The organism is Mycetohabitans sp. B46, assembly GCF_037389205.1.
In the GTDB taxonomy this organism is placed as follows: domain Bacteria; phylum Pseudomonadota; class Gammaproteobacteria; order Burkholderiales; family Burkholderiaceae; genus Mycetohabitans.
Genome location: NZ_JADBGL010000002.1, coordinates 69,168 through 84,321, shown reverse-complemented (window position 1 = coordinate 84,321; position 15,154 = coordinate 69,168). Strand labels below are relative to the sequence as shown.

Genomic DNA, 15,154 nt, shown 5'->3' with positions numbered 1-15,154 from the left:
TGTTTTCTCCACCTGAACAAGGGATTTCAATGGGTCGTTCGATTAATCTTGAAGGCAAGGTCGCGCTGATCACCGGCGCGTCGAGCGGTCTGGGCAAGCGCTTCGCGCAGGTGCTGTCGGGCGCGGGCGCGAAAGTGGTGCTGGCGAGCCGCCGCACCGAGCGTCTCAAGGAGCTACGCGCCGAGATCGAGGCATCGGGAGGCGCGGCGCATGTGGTCGCGTTGGACGTGACCGACTATGGCAGCATCAAGGCCGCGGTCGCGCACGCCGAAACCGAAGCGGGCACAATCGACATCCTGGTCAACCTTTCCGGCATATCGACGACACAAAAGTTGGTCGATGTGACACCGGCCGACTTTGAATATGTGTTTGGCATCAATACGCGCGGCGCATTTTTCGTGGCGCAAGAGGTCGCCAAGCGCATGATTATGCGGGGCAACGGCGCAGCGGATGCGAAGCCATGCTATCGGATCATCAACATTGCATCGGTTGCCGGCCTGCGCGCGTTGCCGCAAATCGGACTATACGCAATGAGTAAGGCCGCCGTCGTGCATATGACCAAGGCCATGGCGCTGGAGTGGGGTCGTCATGGCATCAATGTCAACGCGATCTGCCCCGGCTACATCGATACTGAGTTCAGCCACCATCACGGCTCCGCGGAGCACGAACAGAAACTGCTCGCGATGCTGCCGCGCAAGCGGGCCGGCGCGCCGGAGGATTTGGACGGTTTGTTGCTGCTGCTTGCGGCCGACGAGTCGCAATTTATCAACGGCTCAGTGATGGTCGCCGACGACGGATTGGGGGTGGCCTGATGTCTTCTGACGTGTATCGCCACGTGTTCGAGATGGTGTTGCCGATCCGCTGGGGGGACATGGACGCGTTTCAACACGTAAACAATGTCGTCTATTTCCGCTATATGGAACAGGTGCGGGTCTCATGGTTCGAGACGTTACGCTTGCCTGTGCCGGATGAGAACGGGTGCGGCCCGGTGATCGTTAACGCGCACATGGATTTTCTGCGCCAGCTGCGCTATCCAGGCGACGTACGCGGCACAATGCGGATCGGCAAGCCGGGACGCCGCAGCCTGGACTCGCGCTTCGAGTTGACGCGCACCGACACGCCCAACGAGCTTATCGCGCAAGGGGGCGCGAAGATCGTTTGGGTCGATTACAACGCCGGCAAGTCGGTGCCGTTGCCTGAGGCGCTGCTCGCAGCGCTCGAGTAGCCGCGCTGGGTGGGGCGAGCCGCTGCGCGCTCCCTGCGTCCACAGGACGCACGCCACTCAGCCGGCTTTCGGCCCGTGCAGCAATTGGCAATCTGCCCGGCCGGGCTCAGCTTAAGTAACCGCTGGACCAGTTCAGTCGCGTTGCCGGTGCCGTACTTGCGCATCTATGCCCGCATGCTGCGGCGAGCGTCACGGCCGCACCGCACGGTACCGACGACGGTGCGGTACTTATGTACTTTTGCGTATTGTGCTGCAACCTCCGCTCAGCGTAACCTTCGCACACCCAATTTGGCGTCGTGCCGTAACCGTAGCACCGGACCCGGCGTAGCCACCCGCACCGAAGCGGGACATCCATAAAGGAAGGGACAGCGACATGAACAAGCTTTATCCGAGCGCCCGGGCGGCGCTGGCGGACATCGTCAAGGACGGCCAGACGTTCGCGGTCGGCGGCTTCGGCCTGTGCGGCATCCCCGAGGCGCTCATCGCTGCGCTGCGCGATTCGGGCGTCAGGGGCATCACCTGTATCAGCAACAATGCGGGCGTGGACGGGTTTGGACTGGGCCTGCTGCTCGAAACGCGACAGATCAAGAAGATGATCTCGTCGTACGTGGGCGAGAACAAAGCGTTCGAGCGCCAATACCTGGCCGGCGAATTGGAACTGGAGTTCACGCCGCAAGGCACGCTGGCCGAGAAGTTGCGCGCCGGTGGCGCCGGCATTCCGGCCTTCTTTACCCATACCGGTTATGGCACCGTAATTGCCGAAGGCAAAGAGACGCGGCAGTTCGGCGACGACCACTATGTGCTCGAGCGCTCATTGACTGCCGATATCGCCCTCGTCAAGGCCTGGCGGGCCGATAAGGCGGGCAATTTGATCTATCGCCGTACCGCGCGTAACTTCAATCCGATGTGTGCCATGGCGGGCCAGATCACGATCGCTGAAGTCGAGGAGATTGTCGAAACCGGCGAGCTTGACCCGGATGCGATCCATACGCCCGGCATCTTCGTGCAACGGCTGGTGCACAATGCCCACCCGGAAAAGCGCATCGAGCAACGCGTCGTGCGCCAGCAATAAGCGCGCAAAGGAGACCGAGATGGCCTGGAATCGAGATGAAATGGCGGCGCGCGCCGCGCAGGAATTGCAGGACGGCTTCTATGTGAACCTGGGGATCGGGCTGCCGACGCTGGTGGCCAACCATGTACCAGATGGCATCGAAGTGTGGCTCCAATCCGAGAATGGATTGCTTGGCATCGGTCCGTCGCCGACTGAGGATGAAGTCGACGCGGATCTGATTAACGCTGGCAAGCAGACGGTGACGACATTGCCCGGCTCGTCGATCTTCTCGTCCGCCGACTCGTTTGCGATGATTCGCGGCGGGCACATTAACTTGGCGATCCTGGGCGCGATGCAGGTCAGTCAGGGCGGTGACCTCGCCAATTGGATGATCCCTGGCAAGATGATCAAGGGCATGGGCGGCGCGATGGACCTGGTGGCCGGCGTCAAGCGGGTGATCGTGTTGATGGAGCACGTGGCCAAGGGCGACCAGCATAAGATCCTCGAGCACTGCACGCTGCCCTTGACCGGCGTTGGTGTCGTGGACCGGATCGTCACCGACCTGGGTGTGATCGACGTGACCGACGTCGGCCTGAAGCTGGTCGAGATCGCGCCCGACGTGAGCATCGAGGCAATCCAGCGCAAGACCGGTGTGCCGCTCGACGTGAGCGCGTTTGCATAGTCGGGACGACAGCTGCGGTGCGTCCGCGCCGCCGTTATCGTAGTGGTTGTAGTGGTCGTGGCGGATTGCGGTGTGCGTCGGCCGATCGGCCATTATGCGTGGAGCTGGCGGGCCGCGTGCGCAAAGCACGCTAAAATTAAGCCATTACGTTTCAGGATACATCCATGCCGGCTCCGTCCGCTTCGCCCGACCCACGTACACCGCGTCAGGTCTTCGTGCGTTGTATCAGTCCCACTGGTCTGCACCGGATCGCCTATACCGAATGGGGTGACCCATCCAATCCGCGCGTACTTGTTTGCGCGCATGGTCTGACCCGTACCGGCAGGGATTTTGATGCGCTGGCCAGCCGCCTCGCGGACCGTTTTCGCGTCGTGTGCCCCGATGTCGCCGGTCGTGGGCTGTCCGACTGGCTCGACAATGCGCAGCAGTACGCATTGTCGCAGTATGTGTCAGATATGGTGACACTGATTGCCCGGTTGAATGTTGACACCGTGGATTGGTTCGGCACGTCGATGGGCGGCATGATCGGCATGGTGCTGGCCGGGCTGCCGAACAGTCCGGTGCGCAAGCTGTTGCTTAACGACGTCGGGCCGACGCTGGAGCCGGATGCGCTGCGCCGAATCGGCGAGTACGTCGGCAACGCGCCGAAGTTCGCTACCGAGCAGCAGGCGTACGATTATCTGGCCTCGATCTTGTCGGGGTTCGGTCCGCATACGCCAGACGAGTGGCGTGCGTTGAATCGGCCGTTGCTGCGGCAGCATGCCGGTGCGTGGGTGCTGCACTATGACCCGCGCATCGCGATACCGTTTGAGGCCAGCAAGGCGGAACTCGCGAGTACCGGCCAAGCGTTGCTGTGGCGTGCCTTCGAGGCGATTCCGGGGCCTACGCTGGTAGTGCGGGGTGAGCAGTCGGATCTGCTGTCGCGCGAGACCGTCGAGGCGATGCAGCAGCGTGGCCGCCAAGTGTCGGCCGTCGAGATTGCTGGCGTTGGCCATGCGCCCACGTTCGTGCACGACGAGCAGATCGCGATCGCCGAAGCATTCTTTTGCGGCGGCGAGCCGGCGCTTGCGCATCGGCCGGCGCCGACGCTGCAATGAGCCGGCGTGCGATGGCGCGCGCCTGATTTCATCGATTCCACAGGATATTTACCATGGCAGTGCAACGTTTTCATGTCGGTCCCCGTTTATCCGAAATTGCCGTGCACAATGGCACCGTCTATCTCGCCGGCCAGATCGCTGAGGAGACGAAGCAAGACATTGCTGGACAAATGCGCGAGGTGCTTGGCCACGTCGACCGGCTGCTCGCGGAGGCCGGCAGCGACAAGTCACTGATTTTGTCGACGCAGATCTACCTCTCCGACATGGCGAATTTCGCCGCAATGAATGACGTGTGGGACGAATGGGTGCCCAACGGCAATACACCGCCGCGCGCCACCGTGCAGGCCAAGCTTGCCGATCCGGAATGCCTGGTCGAAGTCGTAGTGGTTGCCGCGCAGCGAAGCTGAGCGTTTCCCATGCTATCGCGCCGTGCGGTAGCCGCCGGCGCTGTCCTGGTTTGACAGATGAGTACCGAACCCGAAACCCGCGTCCAGTCGCCGGCAGCGACGCTTGACGACGCGCTTGCCTTCGTGCGGGAGCACGCCAGTGGGGTGCGACTTGGGTCGGGCGAGATGCTCGTTGAGCACGCGCAGGGCACCGCGCAGATCGTCAATACGCTGAACGTCGATCCTCCGTCATCCGTGGCGGCAGCGCTATTCTCGGTGATTCCCTATCTGAGCGAGCCAGAACGCTTGCTGCGCGAGCGTTTCGGCGAAGACGTGCTGCAATTGGTCACGGATGTGCGCAAGCTGCTGCGGCTCGGTGTAATTGGCATTCAGGCAACGACATCCGACAGCGAAAGGGGCCGTGACGCGCAGGCACATCGCCGCGCGCAGGTCGAGGCGCTGCGCAAAATGCTAATGGCGTTTGCGCAGGATATTCGCGTCGTGCTGATCCGGCTTGCGTCGCGGCTGCAGACGCTGCGCTTTTATGCAGCGCACAAGCTGGCGCCGCCGGCGGCGTTACCGCGCGAGACGCTGGAAATCTATGCGCCGCTTGCCAACCGCCTCGGTATCTGGCAATTGAAATGGGAGCTGGAGGACCTCGCGTTCCGTTTCGAGGAGCCGGCAACCTACAAGCGTATTGCGAAGCTGCTCGACGAGCGGCGGGTCGAGCGTGAATCGTATGTGCGCGATGCGATCGCGCGTCTGAAGCGCGAACTCGCGGCGGCGAGCATCGATGCGGAGGTGAGCGGACGTCCTAAGCACATTTACAGCATCTGGCGGAAGATGCGCGGCAAAAAGCTCGAGTTCTCTGAACTCAACGATGTACGTGCGTTCCGCGTGATCGTGCCGGACGTCAAGGACTGTTATACCGTGCTTGGTATCGTGCACAATCTCTGGCAGCCGGTGCCCCGCGAGTTCGACGACTATATATCCCGGCCGAAGCCCAATGGCTACAAGTCGTTGCATACGGTGGTGATTGGCGATGACGGCCGGGCATTCGAAGTGCAGATCCGTACGCACGACATGCATCATTTTGCCGAATATGGCATTGCCGCGCATTGGCGCTACAAAGAGGCGGGAACCCGCGGATACGACGGCCAGTTCGCCGCCAGTGACAAGTACGACGAGAAGATCGCGTGGCTGCGGCAGTTGCTTGCGTGGAAGGATGAAGTGTCCGGCAGCGACTCGCCGTCGCAACCGTGGGCGCAACTACGGCAGACGCCGCTGGATGACCATATCTACGTGCTGACGCCGCAGGCGCGCGTGGTGGCGCTGCCGCAGGGAGCGACGCCGGTCGATTTTGCCTATTACGTGCACAGCGAACTCGGGCACCGATGCCGGGGCGCTCGCGTGGACGGGGCGATGGTGCCGCTGAACACACCGCTGCAAAACGGGCAGACGGTTGAGATCGTCGCGGTTAAGCAAGGGGGGCCGTCGCGTGACTGGCTCAATCCGCAACTGGGCTATCTGCATAGCGCGCGTGCCAAGCAAAAGGTGCGGGCGTGGTTCAATGCGATCGAGTTGCAAGAGACCATCGCATCAGGCCGGGCCGCTGTCGAAAAGACGCTGCAACGCGAGGGGCGCACGTCGGTCAATCTCGATGAGCTTGCCGCGAAGCTCGGCTTCAAGGCACCGGATGAGCTATTTCTGCAGGTGGGCAAAGACGAACTCAGCCTGCGCTCGGTCGAGCAGGCGCTTCGCGATGCGCCCACCTCGGAGCCGTCTGGGCTGGAGCCTGCGAATTTTGAGCGGCGCAGCAGCGGCGCCAGTGTTGCGTCCGGGGCATCGACCGGCGTGCTGGTGGTGGGCGTCGATGCGTTGCTCACGCAACTGGCGAAATGTTGCCGGCCGGCGCCGCCCGACGAGATCGCCGGCTTCGTGACGCGCGGCAAGGGGGTATCGATCCATCGCAGTGATTGCGCAAGCTTTTTGCGTATGGCCGCGCGCGTGCCGGAGCGCGTGCTGCATACGGCTTGGTCCAACGACGTACTCAGCGGCCGCGGCCAAAGCGTCTACCCAATCGACTTGGTGGTCGAAGCCGTCGATCGCCAGGGGTTGCTGCGCGATATCACCGAGGTGTTCGCACGCGAGAAGATCAATCTGGTGGGGGTGAAGTCCCAGACGCGTCGCAACGTTGCGTATATGCAATTCACTGTGGAGGTGTCTAATAGCGCACAGGTGCAGCGTGCCACCACGCTGCTCGGCGACGTGCAAGGGGTGGTCCGGGCGAAGCGGCGTCAATGAGCGCCAACGAAAGGGAGGCTTGCCGTGTTGGCGCCCTTGCATAAAACACTTGGCAACAGACGAAAACCTCCCTATAATCACGGCTTCTTCAGGCTCGTAGCTCAGCTGGTTAGAGCACCACCTTGACATGGTGGGGGTCGTTGGTTCGAGTCCAATCGAGCCTACCAACGAATACGGATTCCTAGCGGAATCCAGTGCAAAGCAAGGGGCTGCTCATCGGCGGCCATCGGGCGAAATGGTTATGACATCGCGAACGTTGACCGGGACTTTTTCGGAGCGACGCTAGTCGAGGACCTGTTTCGACCTTTGTTTTGTGTTGAATCTAAAATGCGGCCCTCGATAGGGCCGCATTTTTTTTGGCCTTGTTTCCGGCCTCCGACTTAACCGTACATGGCACGGCGCCAGGAGAACGCAATGATTTCGGTACGACTGCCCGATGGCTCTATCCGGCAATACGATCATCCGGTGACGGTGGCTGAAGTGGCCGCGTCGATCGGTCCGGGCCTTGCGAAGGCAGCGCTTGGCGGCAAGGTCGATGGCGAGCTCGTGGATACGTCGGCCGTGATCCAGCGCGACGCCCGTGTCTCGATCGTCACGGATAAGGACCCGGAGGGGCTCGAGATCATCCGCCACTCGACGGCGCACTTGCTCGCGTATGCGGTCAAAGAGCTGTTTCCTCAGGCCCAGGTGACGATCGGGCCGGTCGTGGACAACGGGTTCTACTACGATTTCGCTTATCATCGCGCGTTCACGCCTGAAGACTTGCAGAGCATCGAACAGCGCATGCACGAGCTCGCCAAGAAGGACGAGCCGGTGTCACGGCGCGTGGTGTCGCGCGACGAGGCAGTCGACTACTTCAAGCGCATCGGCGAGCGCTACAAGGCCGAGATCATCGAGTCGATTCCGCAAGGCGAACAAATTAAGCTGTATTCGCATGGCGGATTCACAGACCTGTGCCGTGGACCGCATGTGCCTTCCACGGGCAAGCTCAGGGTGTTCAAGCTAATGAAGCTAGCCGGCGCGTATTGGCGTGGCGATTCGCACAATGAGCAACTGCAGCGGATCTACGGCACGGCGTGGGCGCGCAAGGAGGATCAAGACGCGTACCTTCACATGCTCGAAGAGGCTGAGAAGCGCGACCATCGCAAGCTCGGCAAGCAGCTGGACTTGTTCCATCTGCAGGAGGAGGCTCCCGGGCTCGTGTTTTGGCACCCAAAGGGCTGGGCGCTGTGGCAGCAGGTCGAGCAATACCTCAGGCACCGGCTGGGCGAGGCCGGCTACCTCGAGGTGAAGACGCCGATGATCATGGATCGCTCGCTGTGGGAGCGCTCCGGTCATTGGCAGAACTATCGCGAAAACATGTTTACGACGGAATCGGAGAAACGCGATTACGCGATCAAGCCGATGAACTGCCCGGGACATGTGCAGCTGTTCAATCATAGCCTTCATTCATATCGCGACCTGCCGCTGCGTTTTGCCGAGTTCGGTTCATGTCACCGCAATGAGGCCTCGGGCGCGCTGCATGGTCTGATGCGAGTGCGCGGGTTTGTGCAGGATGACGCGCATATCTTCTGCACGGAAGACCAGGTGATTGCCGAGTCGATCGCGTTCAATTCGTTGGCAATGAGCGTGTACAAAGACTTCGGTTTCGAGCAAATCGACATCAAGCTGGCGTTGCGGCCGCAGCAGCGCGCGGGCACGGACGAGACGTGGGAGCGCGCGGAACAGGGCTTGCGTGAAGCCTTAGCGGCGTGCGGCCTGCAGTGGCAGGAACTCGATGGCGAGGGCGCATTCTATGGACCGAAGGTCGAGTACCACATCAAGGATGCGCTGGGGCGGTCGTGGCAGTGTGGCACGCTGCAATTGGACTTCGTGCTGCCGGAGCGCCTCGGCGCGGAATATGTGGCCGAAGACAATAGCCGCCGCCGCCCGGTGATGCTGCACCGAGCGATTGTGGGTTCGATGGAGCGTTTCCTTGGCATTTTGATCGAACACTATGCTGGTGCCATGCCGCTGTGGCTAGCCCCAGCGCAGGTCGTGGTGATGAATATTGCGGAAAGTTCGGCCGATTACGCGAATACTGTTGCCCAATCATTGAAAAAACAAGGGTTTAGGGTGGCCGCCGATTTGCGTAACGAAAAGATTAGCTATAAAATACGAGAACACGCGCTCGAAAAAGTCCCGTATCTGATAGTGGTCGGCGACAAGGAGCGTGATGCGCAAACGGTAGCCGTGCGTGCCCGTGGCGGCGTCGACCTGGGCGTGATGCCGGTCGAAGCCTTTCTCGACCGCCTGCACAATGAAGTGCGGGTGTTTGGGTGAGCCATCAGCAACGCGGCTAGTTTTTTTGATTTTTAGAGGAAACGTAACATCGCTACTGATAAGTCGTCGCATCGCATCAACGGTGAAATTAGCGCGCCGGAGGTGCGTCTGGTTGGGGTCGATGGGGAACCTATTGGCATCGTGAAGCTGGCCGAGGCGTTCCGTTTAGCGGAACAGCACGATGTCGACCTTGTCGAGATTGCTCCACATGCACAGCCGCCTGTGTGCCGCCTGATGGACTATGGCAAGTTCAAGTATCAGGAAGCCAAGAAACAGCACGAGGCGAAGCTCAAGCAGAAGGTGATCCAGGTGAAGGAAGTCAAGTTTCGCCCGGGCACCGACGATGGGGATTACCACGTCAAGCTGCGCAACCTGACGCGATTCCTCGACGAAGGCGACAAGACGAAGATCACGTTGCGTTTCCGTGGACGCGAAATGGCGCACCAGGAAATCGGCATGCGGATGCTGGACCGTCTGCGCCAGGATCTGGACGAGTACGGTCAGGTCGAGCAAATGCCGAAGATGGAAGGTCGTCAGATGGTAATGGTGCTGGCGCCGAAAAAGAAGAAGTGAGGGGCGTGCGTTGCGCGCGGCATGCTGCCGCTTGCGATACGGCGCACGATGCAGGTTTCGAAGGCGGCCAGTACGGCGTCTTCCGAAAAGGCGGCGCGTGACGCGATTGCAGCGCGCGCCGACGACAAGTGGTCCCCGGGTCTTGCAAGGGCGGAGTGTTTAGCCGCACACCCGTGGCCATAAAAAACTGGAGTGGTAGCAATGCCTAAGATGAAGACCAAGAAAAGCGCGTCCAAGCGCTTTGTCGTGCGTCCGGGCGGTACCGTCAAGCGCGGTCAGGCCTTCAAGCGTCACATCCTGACGAAGAAAACGACGAAGAGCAAGCGCCAACTGCGTGGCAGCACGGATGTTCACGCGTCGGACGTCAATTCCGTTCGCGCGATGATGCCGTTCGCGTAACCCTGAATCGAACTCATAGGAGAGAAACATGCCTCGAGTCAAACGTGGGGTTACCGCACGGGCCCGTCATAAGAAAATCATCAACCTTGCGAAGGGCTATCGTGGCCGTCGCAATAATGTGTTCCGGATCGCGAAGCAGGCGGTCATGCGTGCCGGTCAGTACGCATATCGCGATCGCCGCAATAAGAAGCGCGTGTTCCGGCGTCTGTGGATTGCGCGTATCAATGCAGCGGCGCGGCAACACGATATCACCTACAGCGTGTTCATGAACGGCTTGAAGAAGGCGTCGATCGAGCTCGATCGCAAGGTGCTTGCCGACATGGCCGTGTTCGACAAGGCTGCTTTTGCTGCCATCGTGGCGCAGGTGAAAGCCGCCGTTGCCCGCTGACCGTAAGGACAGTCGGTGCCGGGTTGGTCATCGCGCCCATTGGGCCGCACACCGACCGGCAGACTTGAACGGGGGCTCTTGCGGGAGCCCCCGTTTTTTTGTTGGCCGCAACCTTTTTGATCCACTGATAGACGTTGACATGATGGGATCTCCCGATCTTGAGCAGATCGTCGCCGACGCGCAGCGCGCCTTTGCGAATGCTGCGGACACTGTGACGCTCGAAAACGAAAAGGCACGCTTCCTCGGCAAGGCCGGTGCGTTGACCGAATTGCTGAAGGGCTTGGGCAAGCTGGACCCGGAGGTGCGCAAGAGCGAGGGCGCTCGCATCAACGTCGCGAAACAGCAGGTCGAGGCGGCACTGAACGCGCGTCGCCAGGCACTCGCCGATGCGTTGATGAATCAGCGGCTAGCTGCTGAGGCGATCGACGTGACGCTGCCCGGGCGCGGCGCAGGGGTGGGCAGTTTGCATCCGGTGATGCAGACGTGGGAGCGCGTCGAACAGATTTTTCATTCGATTGGCTTCGACGTGGCCGACGGGCCGGAGATCGAAACCGATTGGTACAATTTTACCGCACTGAACAGCCCCGAGAATCATCCGGCGCGCTCAATGCAGGACACGTTTTATCTCGACGCGAAGGACGTGCAAGGCAGGCCGTTGTTGCTGCGCACGCATACGAGTCCGATGCAAGTCCGGTATGCGCGGATGAATAAGCCGCCGATCAAGGTCATCGTCCCCGGGCGCACCTATCGTGTTGACAGCGATGCGACGCATTCGCCGATGTTCAACCAGGTCGAGGGGCTATGGATCGACGAGAACATTAGCTTTGCAGACTTGAAGGGCGTCTACACGGACTTTTTGAAGAAGTTTTTCGAGCGCAACGACATCCTCGTGCGTTTTCGCCCATCGTACTTCCCGTTTACCGAACCGTCCGCCGAGATCGACATGAGGTTCGAGCACGGCAAAAACGCTGGGCGCTGGCTCGAAATTTCCGGCTCGGGGCAGGTGCATCCGAACGTGGTGCGCAACATGGGGCTCGACCCGCAGCGCTATATTGGCTTTGCATTTGGCAGTGGCTTGGAGCGACTGACGATGCTGCGCTACGGCGTGGACGACTTGCGCGCGTTCTTTGAGAACGATTTGCGTTTCCTGCGCCAGTTTGCGTGACCTGACTTTCCTTATCGACACCCCATGCAATTTGCTGAATCCTGGTTAAGAAGCTTTGTTGATCCGCCGTTGTCGACGGAGGCGCTAGCACATGCGCTGACGATGGCGGGGCTCGAGGTCGAGGAGTGGGCGCCGGTGGCGCCGCCGACATCGAAGATCGTTGTGGGCAAGGTGCTCGAGGTCGTCAAGCATCCGAATGCGGACAAGCTGAACGTGTGCCAGGTTGACGCGGGCACGGGACAGACGTTGACGATCGTGTGCGGTGCGCCGAACGTGGCGCCCGGCATCAAGGTGCCGACCGCGCTGGTCGGCGCGACGCTGCCGCCCGCGCAAGCGGGCGGTGCGCCGTTCGAGATTAAGCTGTCGAAGCTGCGCGGCGTCGAAAGTCAGGGCATGCTGTGCTCGGCGCGCGAACTCAAGTTGTCGGACGACCACAGCGGACTGTTGGTGTTGCCGGACGATACGCTGATCGGACGCGACATCCGCGACGTGCTGCAGCTCGACGACATGATTTTCGAGATTAAGCTGACGCCGAACAAGGCCGATTGCTTATCGGTGTTCGGTATCGCGCGCGAGACGGCTGCGATTACCGGGGCGCCGCTCAACGCGCCGTCCTACCACCCTGTTCCGGTCACCTGCGATGCGCGGTTGCCGGTGCGTATCGAGGCGCCGCAGCTTTGCGGACGGTTCTCCGGCCGCGTGATCCGCAACGTCAATGCGCGGGCCAGCACGCCCGCATGGATGGTCCAGCGGCTCGAGCGAGCGGGCCAGCGCAGCATTTCGGCGCTCGTCGACATTTCTAACTATGTGATGCTCGAGCTTGGGCGTCCATCGCACCTATTCGACCTGGACAAGATTCATGGCGGCTTGCACGTGCGCTGGGGCAAGCGCGGTGAGATGCTGAAGCTGCTCAACGGCAATACGATCGAGTTGGACGAAACGGTCGGCGTGATCGCGGATGATCAGGGACGTGTCGAAAGCCTGGCCGGTATCATGGGCGGTGACAGTACCGCGGTGACGCTCGATACGCGGCATATCTATTTGGAAGCGGCATTTTGGTGGCCCGACAGCATCCGTGGACGCGCTCGCCAATACCACTTCTCGACCGATGCCGCGCATCGCTTCGAGCGAGGCGTGGACTACGCGACCACCGTTGAGCATATCGAGTACCTGACGCATCTGATCACGTCGATCTGCGGTGGCGACGCCGGTCCGGTGGACGACCATATCGTCAACCTGCCGCAGCGCAAGCCCGTCTCGATGCGTGTGTCGCGCGCAAACCGGATCATTGGCGTGCCGATCGAGGCGGACGAGATTGCCCGCATCTTCACGCGCTTGAATCTGTCGTTCGAGCGTGCGGCGGACGGCGATACGTTCATTGTGACGCCGCCAACCTACCGTTTCGACCTCGAGATCGAGGAGGACTTGATCGAGGAGGTGGCTCGCCTCCACGGATACGAAAAGATCCCGGCGCGTCCGCCGATCGCAACGAGCGAGATGCGCGTGACGAATGAGACGCGGCGCTCGATCCATGCGTTGCGTCGTGCGCTGGCGGCGCGCGATTACGCGGAAACGATCAATTTCAGCTTTGTCGATGCTGAGTGGGAACGGGATTTTGCCGGTAATGAGCGGCCCGTCGCGCTGCTCAACCCGATCGCGAGCCAGCTGTCGGTGATGCGTTCGACATTGTTCGGCAGTTTGGTCGGCGTGCTGCAGCATAATCTGAATCGGCGTGCGGAGCGCGTGCGCGTGTTCGAGGCGGGTCGGATCTTTCGCGCGGACCCGGCGGTGCAGGAGGGCGAATTGACGGTGGAGGGCTTTGTCCAACCGAAGATGATCGGTGCGCTGGCCTATGGTCCGGTCGTCGACGAACAATGGGGGGTATCGGCGCGACAGGTCGATTTCTTCGATGTGAAGGGCGACGTGCAGGCGCTGTTTGCACCGACGGTGCCTCGCTTCACGCGGGCCTCGCATCCGGCATTGCACCCGGGGCGCAGTGCGCAAATCGAGATCCATGGTCGCATTGTTGGTTGGATTGGCGAGCTGCATCCGCGTTGGCTGCGAAAATACGAGCTTCCGCATGCACCGGTACTGTTCGAGGTCGAGGCTGATGCGGTGGCCGGGCATGCATTACCGGTTGTGACTGAGGTCTCGAAATTCCCGCCGGTGCGCCGTGACATCGCGTTGGTCGTGCCGCAGCATGTCGAAGTCCAATCGATACTCGATGAGTTCGCGCAGGCGCGGGTTGGCAACGAGGCACTCCGGTTTGTGCAAAAAATGGTGCTATTCGACGAATTCCGGCCGAAATTCGACGCGAAGCAAACCGGTTCCGGCGCTGTTTCGGGGGGGCTCTCGGCTGACGAGAAAAGCCTTGCGTTCCGGATAACCTTGCAAGATACTGGCGGGACCCTTCAGGACGAGACGGTTGAGTTCGCCGTCAAAACCCTGGTGGAACGTTTGGCTCGAGTCTTTGGTGCGAGATTGCGCGGCTAAATCGAATCCGATTTGACCGAAAGAAACCAGGGGCCATTCTTGTACGATAAGCATCCAATGAACTCGAGTGAATTTGAAGCACTTCTGTCTGCGCAACGCAGTGTGATGAGTCGCGATCATCCGGCCTACAGCAATCCGGCTTCATCCGAGACGCCGACGTTGACAAAAGCCGAACTGGCCGAGTTGCTGTTCGATCAGGTCGGTCTGAATAAGCGCGAGGCAAAGGACATGGTCGAAGCGTTTTTCGAGGCAATCCGCGATGCGCTTGAAAATGGTGAGAGCGTCAAGCTATCCGGATTCGGAAACTTCCAGTTGCGCGACAAGCCGCAACGCCCGGGACGTAATCCGAAGACCGGCGAGGCCATCCCCATCGCGGCACGGCGCGTGGTGACTTTCCATGCGAGCCAAAAGCTGAAGGCGCAGGTCGAATCCGGCGCCGCGAACCTGCAGGCACGCTGAATGAGCCGCGTCAGGGTCTGCTGGCCGTGTTAGTCCCCTGGACGCATCCAAGACCGACATGACGAGCGTGTGACGATGGACAAAGTCACGTTGCCCCCCATACCCGCGAAGCGGTATTTCACGATCGGTGAAGTCAGCGAGCTGTGCGGTGTCAAACCGCACGTGCTCAGATATTGGGAGCAAGAATTTACGCAGTTAAGGCCGGTCAAACGCCGCGGAAACCGGCGTTATTATCAGCATCATGAAGTATTGCTGATCCGACGAATCCGGGAGCTGTTGTATGAGCAAGGATTCACGATCAACGGTGCGCGCAACCGACTCGATTCACGCGGTGCGCTGCTGCCGGACGAGCCGGGGGGTACGGTCCCGCCGGGCGAGGCAGGCGTGCCGCCAACGGATCTTCGGCTGGTTGCCGTCGACGTGGGCGCACTGCGCGACGAACTTCGACAGGTGATCGCTCTACTGACGGACGGCAAGCGGTCGTGACCCACGACGGGCATGCTCTTCTCCTGCTGATCTACTTGATATGCGCGTTACCCATTCGTTCTCGTTCAGGGTGGCTACCGTGCCGCGATGCTTGACGGCGGGAACACTGCTCCTCACGTTGCAA

The 15,154-nt window shown here is 60.9% G+C and carries 15 protein-coding genes and 1 tRNA gene; all 16 read left to right on the top strand.

The annotated features are described in order from the left end of the window. Positions 1–29: 29 nt before the first annotated feature. Positions 30–812 carry an SDR family oxidoreductase gene (locus tag IHE30_RS02285; protein WP_337688502.1) on the top strand — a complete coding sequence of 261 codons (783 nt, stop codon included), beginning with the start codon at positions 30–32 and terminating at the stop codon, positions 810–812. Next, positions 812–1,225, top strand: a complete 414-nt coding sequence (locus IHE30_RS02280) for an acyl-CoA thioesterase (protein ID WP_337688501.1) — start codon at positions 812–814, stop codon at positions 1,223–1,225. Before IHE30_RS02285 ends, IHE30_RS02280 begins: the two co-directional genes overlap by 1 nt. Before the next feature lie 373 nt (positions 1,226–1,598). Beyond that, complete coding sequence (locus tag IHE30_RS02275; protein ID WP_337688500.1) at positions 1,599–2,297, top strand: CoA transferase subunit A; 699 nt, start codon at positions 1,599–1,601, stop codon at positions 2,295–2,297. Between the two features lie 19 nt (positions 2,298–2,316). Next, entirely contained in the window at positions 2,317–2,958 is a 642-nt protein-coding gene (locus IHE30_RS02270) for a CoA transferase subunit B (RefSeq protein ID WP_337688499.1), read from the top strand. Positions 2,959–3,122: 164 nt separating this feature from the next. Beyond that, a complete protein-coding gene (locus IHE30_RS02265; protein ID WP_337688498.1) occupies positions 3,123–4,055 on the top strand; it encodes an alpha/beta fold hydrolase in 933 nt (310 codons plus the stop codon). 53 nt (positions 4,056–4,108) lie between these two features. Continuing rightward, complete coding sequence (locus tag IHE30_RS02260; protein WP_337688497.1) at positions 4,109–4,462, top strand: RidA family protein; 354 nt, start codon at positions 4,109–4,111, stop codon at positions 4,460–4,462. A 57-nt stretch (positions 4,463–4,519) separates the two neighbouring features. Next, positions 4,520–6,745, top strand: a complete 2,226-nt coding sequence (locus tag IHE30_RS02255; RefSeq protein WP_337688496.1) for a RelA/SpoT family protein — start codon at positions 4,520–4,522, stop codon at positions 6,743–6,745. Positions 6,746–6,835: 90 nt separating this feature from the next. Beyond that, a tRNA-Val gene (locus tag IHE30_RS02250) sits at positions 6,836–6,912 on the top strand. 247 nt (positions 6,913–7,159) lie between these two features. Next, positions 7,160–9,067 (top strand): threonine--tRNA ligase, encoded by a 1,908-nt coding sequence (gene thrS, locus IHE30_RS02245; RefSeq protein ID WP_337688495.1) that lies wholly within the window; start codon positions 7,160–7,162, stop codon positions 9,065–9,067. Positions 9,068–9,115: 48 nt separating this feature from the next. Continuing rightward, positions 9,116–9,640, top strand: coding sequence for a translation initiation factor IF-3 (gene infC, locus IHE30_RS02240; RefSeq protein WP_083813434.1), 525 nt, complete (start codon positions 9,116–9,118; stop codon positions 9,638–9,640). Positions 9,641–9,841: 201 nt separating this feature from the next. Next, positions 9,842–10,039, top strand: coding sequence for a 50S ribosomal protein L35 (gene rpmI, locus IHE30_RS02235; RefSeq protein WP_337688493.1), 198 nt, complete (start codon positions 9,842–9,844; stop codon positions 10,037–10,039). Positions 10,040–10,067: 28 nt separating this feature from the next. Then, positions 10,068–10,427: a 50S ribosomal protein L20 gene (gene rplT, locus IHE30_RS02230; RefSeq protein ID WP_013434982.1), complete on the top strand. Its 360-nt coding sequence runs from the start codon at positions 10,068–10,070 to the stop codon at positions 10,425–10,427. Between the two features lie 142 nt (positions 10,428–10,569). After that, the gene (pheS, locus tag IHE30_RS02225; RefSeq protein WP_337688976.1) at positions 10,570–11,592 is read left to right on the top strand and encodes a phenylalanine--tRNA ligase subunit alpha; all 1,023 of its coding nucleotides are present in this window, start codon (positions 10,570–10,572) and stop codon (positions 11,590–11,592) included. A 24-nt stretch (positions 11,593–11,616) separates the two neighbouring features. Beyond that, complete coding sequence (gene pheT / locus IHE30_RS02220; RefSeq protein WP_337688492.1) at positions 11,617–14,085, top strand: phenylalanine--tRNA ligase subunit beta; 2,469 nt, start codon at positions 11,617–11,619, stop codon at positions 14,083–14,085. 57 nt (positions 14,086–14,142) lie between these two features. Next, positions 14,143–14,544, top strand: a complete 402-nt coding sequence (locus IHE30_RS02215) for an integration host factor subunit alpha (RefSeq protein WP_337688491.1) — start codon at positions 14,143–14,145, stop codon at positions 14,542–14,544. Positions 14,545–14,619: 75 nt separating this feature from the next. Further along, positions 14,620–15,030: a MerR family transcriptional regulator gene (locus IHE30_RS02210; RefSeq protein ID WP_337688490.1), complete on the top strand. Its 411-nt coding sequence runs from the start codon at positions 14,620–14,622 to the stop codon at positions 15,028–15,030. Positions 15,031–15,154: the final 124 nt, after the last annotated feature.